At 33.1% G+C, this 6,260-nt stretch carries 9 protein-coding genes and 1 tRNA gene; 8 read left to right on the top strand and 2 right to left on the bottom strand.

The window, feature by feature from the left end:
- Window positions 1–38 precede the first annotated feature (38 nt).
- From ACOX6R_RS01080 to ACOX6R_RS01060, 5 genes are all read left to right on the top strand, one after another.
- A tRNA-Leu gene (locus ACOX6R_RS01080) sits at window positions 39–125 on the top strand.
- 235 nt (window positions 126–360) lie between these two features.
- On the top strand, window positions 361–834 hold the full coding sequence (locus ACOX6R_RS01075) for a dihydrofolate reductase (protein ID WP_433446343.1): 474 nt from the start codon (window positions 361–363) through the stop codon (window positions 832–834).
- Window positions 803–988, top strand: coding sequence for a CD1871A family CXXC motif-containing protein (locus ACOX6R_RS01070; RefSeq protein WP_433446341.1), 186 nt, complete (start codon window positions 803–805; stop codon window positions 986–988). The genes ACOX6R_RS01075 and ACOX6R_RS01070 overlap by 32 nt, the downstream gene beginning before the upstream one ends.
- Complete coding sequence (locus tag ACOX6R_RS01065; RefSeq protein ID WP_433446339.1) at window positions 981–1,832, top strand: 4Fe-4S binding protein; 852 nt, start codon at window positions 981–983, stop codon at window positions 1,830–1,832. The genes ACOX6R_RS01070 and ACOX6R_RS01065 overlap by 8 nt, the downstream gene beginning before the upstream one ends.
- Window positions 1,807–2,100, top strand: a complete 294-nt coding sequence (locus tag ACOX6R_RS01060; protein WP_433446337.1) for a DUF1294 domain-containing protein — start codon at window positions 1,807–1,809, stop codon at window positions 2,098–2,100. The genes ACOX6R_RS01065 and ACOX6R_RS01060 overlap by 26 nt, the downstream gene beginning before the upstream one ends.
- Here ACOX6R_RS01060 and ACOX6R_RS01055 read toward each other — a convergent pair.
- Window positions 2,097–3,008 (bottom strand): restriction endonuclease, encoded by a 912-nt coding sequence (locus ACOX6R_RS01055; protein WP_433446335.1) that lies wholly within the window; start codon window positions 3,006–3,008, stop codon window positions 2,097–2,099. The two genes, ACOX6R_RS01060 and ACOX6R_RS01055, sit on opposite strands and share 4 nt — an antisense overlap.
- A 127-nt stretch (window positions 3,009–3,135) precedes the next feature.
- Here ACOX6R_RS01055 and ACOX6R_RS01050 point away from each other — a divergent pair, with 127 nt between their 5' ends.
- The 3 genes from ACOX6R_RS01050 to ACOX6R_RS01040 all read left to right on the top strand — a co-directional run bounded on the left by ACOX6R_RS01050 (window position 3,136) and on the right by ACOX6R_RS01040 (window position 6,028).
- Window positions 3,136–3,819, top strand: a complete 684-nt coding sequence (locus ACOX6R_RS01050; protein ID WP_433446333.1) for a hydrolase — start codon at window positions 3,136–3,138, stop codon at window positions 3,817–3,819.
- Window positions 3,820–3,882: 63 nt separating this feature from the next.
- Complete coding sequence (locus tag ACOX6R_RS01045; RefSeq protein WP_433446331.1) at window positions 3,883–5,382, top strand: Na+/H+ antiporter NhaC family protein; 1,500 nt, start codon at window positions 3,883–3,885, stop codon at window positions 5,380–5,382.
- A gap of 145 nt (window positions 5,383–5,527) precedes the next feature.
- Entirely contained in the window at window positions 5,528–6,028 is a 501-nt protein-coding gene (locus tag ACOX6R_RS01040) for a macro domain-containing protein (RefSeq protein WP_433446329.1), read from the top strand.
- 51 nt (window positions 6,029–6,079) lie between these two features.
- Here ACOX6R_RS01040 and ACOX6R_RS01035 read toward each other — a convergent pair whose 3' ends face one another.
- Window positions 6,080–6,256, bottom strand: coding sequence for a hypothetical protein (locus ACOX6R_RS01035; RefSeq protein WP_433446327.1), 177 nt, complete (start codon window positions 6,254–6,256; stop codon window positions 6,080–6,082).
- Between the last annotated feature and the right edge of the window lie 4 nt (window positions 6,257–6,260).

Raw genomic sequence — 6,260 nt, 5'->3', positions numbered from 1 at the left:
CAATAATGTAAATTTGTCTTATAATAATTAATGTGCTCGCGGGAGTGCTGGAATTGGCAGACAGGCATGTTTGAGGGGCATGTGCATTAATTTGCGTGGGGGTTCAAGTCCCCCTTTCCGCACCATTAGGTTAAGAAATGGCTGGGTTTAAATATTTGTGATTTATACAAGCTATTTTATGGCACAATTTTACATGGTAATAACTTTACTTATAGCTATTAAGTGTTAAGCAAAGTTTTATAAAATTTTCCGTACTAATCAAAGATATATTTCAATTTAATTGAGATATATCTTTTTTTGCATTCAATTGCCAATTAATTTTAAAATTTGGTACAATTGTATTGTTATTGGAGGTATTTTATGAAATTACTTATGTTAGTAGACAATAAAAACGCAATTGCTGCAGAAGGCAAGCAAATAATGTATATAGATAATGACCTTGAGATGTTTAAAAATTACACAACGAATAATGTAATCATAATGGGAAGACTCACTTTTGACGACATTGGAAGACAGCTTCCCAATAGGACATCCATAGTCTTTACTAGACAAGATAGAGAGGATAAAGAGGACTTATACTATGTGTCCTCAGTTGAAGAGCTTGACGAAGTACTTAAAAATTTTGAAGACAAAGAAAAATTTGTAATTGGCGGAGCAGAAATTACAAAACTCTTGTGGGATAGAATTGATACTTTAATAATTACAAGAGTTGATACCATTGTTAAAGATGCAGACACATTTATTCCTGACTTTGACGGATTTAAACTAGTTGAAAAGACAAAAATCTTTGATCCAGAATACGATGTATATCACGAAATTTGGAAGAGAAAGTAAGAAGAAAATGAATTCTAAAATAAGAAAATATTCACCCTATTTTTTATTGGCCCTTTCTATAATTTTTATAAGTTTTGGCTCTTATAGAGGTGAAGTTCAGACAGTTATTGCAAAGGCAATAAGAATATGCTTGGAGTGCATCGGCATTGGATAAAAAAATTAAAGATTATTACTTTAAATCGAGGAGATTTTTTATACAGGTCTTTGCAACATTAGCTACAAATTTAAAAGTTCAAAACTTTTTCAAGGGGACAATTTATAGCGGAAAGCTAAAGGGAGTGTGCGTGCCTGGACTTAATTGTTATTCATGTCCTGCAGCACTTGGAGCTTGTCCTATTGGATCTTTTCAGGCAGTTGTTGGAAGCATAAAATATAATTTTTCCTATTATGTTGCTGGAATTATGATGCTCTTCGGCACATTGTTTGGAAGGCTCATTTGTGGATTTTTGTGTCCTTTTGGTCTTTTTCAAGATATAGTTTATAGGATAAAATCTAAAAAGCTTTCCACAGAAAAATTTAAATATTTAAAATATCTAAAGTACTTAATCCTTGTCATTGTGGTGTGGATGATGCCAGTATTTTTGGGCGACGAATTTGGAGCGACAATTCCATATTTTTGCAAATACATTTGCCCACAAGGAATCTTGGAGGGAGGAATTCCTCTTTCTATTGCAAATCCTGCCATTAGATCCAGCCTTGGAAATTTATTTTTACTAAAGAGTGCAATATTAATTTTATTAATTGTCGGTTCAGTTTTCATGTACAGACCTTTTTGCAAATTTTTATGCCCCCTTGGAGCGTTTTATGCAGTTTTTAACAAGGTTTCATTTTTTAAATATGAAGTTAAAGAGGACAAGTGCATAAAATGTGGCAAGTGCAAGAAAGCCTGCGACATGGATGTGGATATGAGAATTTCACAAGATAATTTAGAATGCATAAGATGTGACAAGTGTAGAGGAGTGTGTCCTACAGATGCAATTTGTAGAAAGTTTAAGTAATAAAAATATTTTTATTATCTATCTTGTGCTCATAAATGTAATTAATTTTATTTTTTATGGCATAGATAAATTTAAATCCAAGCACGGATTTTGGAGAATAAAAGAAAGGACGCTTCTTTTAATGGGATTAGTAGGTGGTGGACTTGGTGGTTATATCGCAATGATTTTATTTAGACACAAGACTCTAAAGACTAAATTTTATATAGCAAATTTTGTTGGAATTTTTATAATAATTTATATTTTATACAAAAATAGATGGCTTATCTAAGACAAGTCATCTATTTCTTTTAATATATCGCGATTGTTTAACATTTTATTTATATTTTTCACATCGAGTATAATAACTTTTTCGTTTTTGAGCCTTTCTTTAGTCTCATCTCTAAGTAGCGACGTGTTGATGAAAAGGACGGGCTTTATGTCTTTTGAGATACCCGTAAAATCTTTAATTAGTTTTTCTGCTTCAGCGTGAGGCAGGACTTTATAATCTTCGTATTTTTTTATCTCAAGTGCGTATTTTTTGTCGCCTTTTTTCACAAATAAGTCGAACTTTGGATAGTTTCCGTTATTTTTATATCTTTCAACATGATAACCTGTTCTTTGAAGTGCAACTTGTGCTAGCATCTCTGATGTTATCTCGCTGTCTAGGCTCTTTAGGGCATTTAATAAATTTTGTGGAAAAATTTTAAATATAGCCGTGCACTTATCTATATCGTTTGAGCGATCATTGTAGTCAAATCCTATTAAGAGGCCCTCGACTACGTTAAAGTTGCCGTGAGCTATGGCATTTCTTATGTGTCTAAGCAGTGAGTCGGTCTTTGATTCTTCTTCCTGTTTTGTCAGGATTAATTTTTGACTGTTCACGCAGATTTCAGAACTGTAAAAATTTACGATTTCGGGGTCGATATATTCTAAGAACACAACATCTTTGTTTTGCAAGTCCATGTGATTTTTAATTAGACCAAATACAAAATTTTCAAAGTTAAGTGATGAGACAAGTTCATTTCTGTGAGACTGTATTGAGTTAATATTTGGAACATACCAAAGTAGATATTCAAGTACCTTCATCATTTCATAAGAAAGATCTAGGGGAATATCTGTGTGATAAATCGAATATTTAACTTTTAACTCACATTCATCAAACTCAAAGCCTCGCTTTGAAAGGGCATGCATGTCCATAATCTCACCTTTTTCTAATTATAAATACATGATAACATAAATAAATCTATTAATAAATTGAATAATGGTTTAAAATATAATAAGGTATTGAATTTATTAACGAAAATTATGATGAGGAGTAGTAGCAATGGATAACAAAAATAAAAAGTTTGTACCATATATTCAAACAGAACTTAGAAAAAGACAAGTAAGTGTGCCTGAAGTTTCCTACAGAGCAAGCGGAATCAATTTTAATGGCAAGAGAATAAAGTCTTTATTATTCACAAATGACATTGCAGTTATATGCAACAACAATGCTCATGCGATTATGTCCGTATATCCTTTTACGCCACAACTTAAAATTGTAAGTGCTGTATGCGAAACTGCATCAGTTCCAGTTTTTGTTGGCGTTGGCGGCGGAACAACTAATGGACTTAGATCATTAAATATCGCCATGCAAGCAGAACTTTTAGGCGCTCTTGGAGTCGTTGTAAATGCTCCAATGAAAAATGATAATATTAAACTTATTGCAGACTCATTAGACATTCCAGTTGTTGCCACAGTTATTTCTTTAAATGATGACATAATGGGAAAAGTAAATGCAGGTGCTAGGGTTTTAAATGTCGCTGGAGGACTTAAAACTGTCGAGTTAATTAAAAAATGTAGAGAGCTTCTTGGTGAAGAATTTCCGATTATTGCTACAGGTGGACATACTGATGATCACATACTCGAAACAATTGAGGCTGGTGCCAATGCAGTGACTTATACACCTCTTTCAAGTTCTGAAATTTTCTCTGATGTTATGGCTCATTATAGAGAAGAGATGAGATAATAACTTGATATATTTTCTTTAATATCCTAAAATATATATAATTTGGTAAAAAGGAGAGGAAAGATGGATTTTGGTATATTATCTATTGTACCGCCAATCGTCGCAATTGCCCTTGCACTTGTGACAAAGGAAGTAATCACCTCGCTATTAGTTGGTATTATTTCTGGTGGTTTAATTTTTGCAGGAGGAAATATTGTTTCTGCCCTTGAAACTGTATTTCAATTGATGGGGTCGAAGCTCGGGGACAATGCACTTATGATTGTGTTCTTGGCACTTCTAGGATCCCTTGTAATGGTAATGAATATGGCAGGTGGATCTTTTGCCTATGGTAAATGGGCTAGCACAAAGATTAAGAGTAAAACTTCAGCAAAACTTGCCACAACTTTGCTTGGACTTTTAATTTTTATTGACGACTATTTTAACTGTCTAACTGTAGGTGCAGTTATGAAGCCTATAATCGACGAAAATAAAGTATCAAGGGCAAAGCTTGCACATTTAATTGACTCAACAGCCGCTCCAGTATGTATTATTGCTCCCGTTTCAAGTTGGGCAGCATCTGTTGTTGCAGTTATTGGAGATACTGGTGTCGAAAATCCAATGAATGTATTTTTAAACACTATTCCAATGAACGCCTATGTGCTTTTGACATTATTTACTGTATTTTATTTTGCATTTTCTAAAAATGAAATTGGCGTAATGCAAAAATATGAGATTGAAGATACTTCAAGAATTATAGATAAGGAAGATGTTGGGTATAAATATTCTAAAGACGGAAGAGTTTTTGATTTAATAGTTCCAATAGTTTGTTTAATTGCTGTTACTGTAATTATGATGCTTAGAACTGGTGGATTATTTACAGGTGAAGTTGGCGTTGGAGAAGCTTTTGGTAGTGCCGATGTAAACTTATCTCTAGTTATTGGATCATTTGTTGCAATACTTGTTGCTTTTATAATGTATATTCCAAGAAAATTACTTACTTTTAACGAATTTATGAATGCCATCGTCGACGGCATGAAGACAATGTTATCTGCAATAGTAATCTTAAGCTTAGCTTGGACAATTGGTGGAATTACGAGCGACAATTATTTAAACACAGGATCTTATATTGCATCACTTATAACTAATTCAACAATGCCAATGTGGATACTTCCTGTAATTATCTTTATTGTTGGGGCATTTTTATCATTCTCAACAGGAACAGCTTGGGGAACTTTTGGTATTTTAATTCCAATTATGGTGCCAATCCTTGCACACACAAACCACATGCACTATTTAAATATTGTTTTAGCAGCAATATTTTCTGGTTCAGTCTTTGGAGACCACTGCTCACCAATTTCTGATACGACAATACTATCTTCTGCCGGAGCAGGGTGCGATCACATAGCCCATGTGTCCAGTCAGCTTCCATATGCTCTCTCAGTAGGGGCATCATCAGCAGTAGGATTTTTAGTATCAGGATTTTTAGACAAGCCTCTTCTAACTGTGCCAGTGGGATTTGTAGTATTATTAATTATTATTACTGTTATGAAAAGAACAACAATCAAAAAGTATGGACATTTATAATTTTACGAAAAGTATTAAGAAACATTTTGTTTTTTAATACTTTTTTAAAAATATTTGCAAAAGTACTCATAAAAGTATTATCATTGATATGAGATAATATTTACATATTTTATACAATGGGAGTTATTAACATGGGGGGTGTACTATGACTCTTAAAATTGAAAAGAAAAGTATTATAGATTTTGATGTAGATGCAGTTGTTAACGCAGCCAACGAAGAACTTAAAAGAGGCGGTGGAGTTTGTGGAATTATTTTTGAAGCAGCAGACTCGCCAAAGCTTCAAGAAGAGTGCGATGCTCTTGCGCCAATTAAACCAGGTGAGTCAGTAATGACAAAAGGATACGGTTTAAAAGCTCCTTTTATCATCCACACAGTTGGGCCAGTCTATTTTGACGGCAACAAGGGAGAAGAAGAGCTACTAAGAGCGGCATATCTTTCTGCTCTTAATCTTGCAAAGGAAAAGGGACTTAAATCCATTGTATTTCCACTAATATCATCTGGAATCTATGGTTATCCAAAGAGTGAAGCTGCAGAAGTTGCAGTAGAAACTATTGAGGAATTTTTAAAGGATAATGAAATGGATGTAACTATAGCAACAGTTGATCAAAAAATTTTTGATGTATTAAAAGAGAAATCAAAAAATTAAATTCTAAACAAAAATAAAGACCCGGGAAACTAAATCTCCTGGGTCTTTATTTTATTTCAAGAAAGTATTTCTAAATTTAATTCTCGATGCTCTGTACAATATCTTTGAACCAGCAACGGGATGTTTAAAAATTTGTTTTCTAATATTTCTCTTCAAATTCTTTCTTCTTTTATTCTTCGCGAATTTATGAGCAATTGCAAATTTTATAATTGTTGGTACTACTTTCATTGCA

Origin of the sequence: Peptoniphilus sp. (genome assembly GCF_050943655.1) — a bacterium.
In the GTDB taxonomy this organism is placed as follows: domain Bacteria; phylum Bacillota; class Clostridia; order Tissierellales; family Peptoniphilaceae; genus Peptoniphilus_A.
Note: the sequence above shows the minus strand (reverse complement) of the source record. Positions and strands in the feature narration are given on the sequence as shown.

What these genes read in the sequence shown, in the direction of transcription:
- ACOX6R_RS01075 (WP_433446343.1), top strand. Translation starts at nt 361, where the DNA reads ATGAAATTACTTATGTTAGTAGACAATAAAAACGCAATTGCTGCAGAA.
- ACOX6R_RS01070 (WP_433446341.1), top strand. Translation starts at nt 803, where the DNA reads ATGTATATCACGAAATTTGGAAGAGAAAGTAAGAAGAAAATGAATTCT.
- ACOX6R_RS01060 (WP_433446337.1), top strand. Translation starts at nt 1,807, where the DNA reads ATGCAATTTGTAGAAAGTTTAAGTAATAAAAATATTTTTATTATCTAT.
- ACOX6R_RS01055 (WP_433446335.1), bottom strand. Translation starts at nt 3,008, where the DNA reads ATGGACATGCATGCCCTTTCAAAGCGAGGCTTTGAGTTTGATGAATGT.
- ACOX6R_RS01050 (WP_433446333.1), top strand. Translation starts at nt 3,136, where the DNA reads ATGGATAACAAAAATAAAAAGTTTGTACCATATATTCAAACAGAACTT.
- ACOX6R_RS01045 (WP_433446331.1), top strand. Translation starts at nt 3,883, where the DNA reads ATGGATTTTGGTATATTATCTATTGTACCGCCAATCGTCGCAATTGCC.
- ACOX6R_RS01040 (WP_433446329.1), top strand. Translation starts at nt 5,528, where the DNA reads ATGACTCTTAAAATTGAAAAGAAAAGTATTATAGATTTTGATGTAGAT.
- ACOX6R_RS01035 (WP_433446327.1), bottom strand. Translation starts at nt 6,256, where the DNA reads ATGAAAGTAGTACCAACAATTATAAAATTTGCAATTGCTCATAAATTC.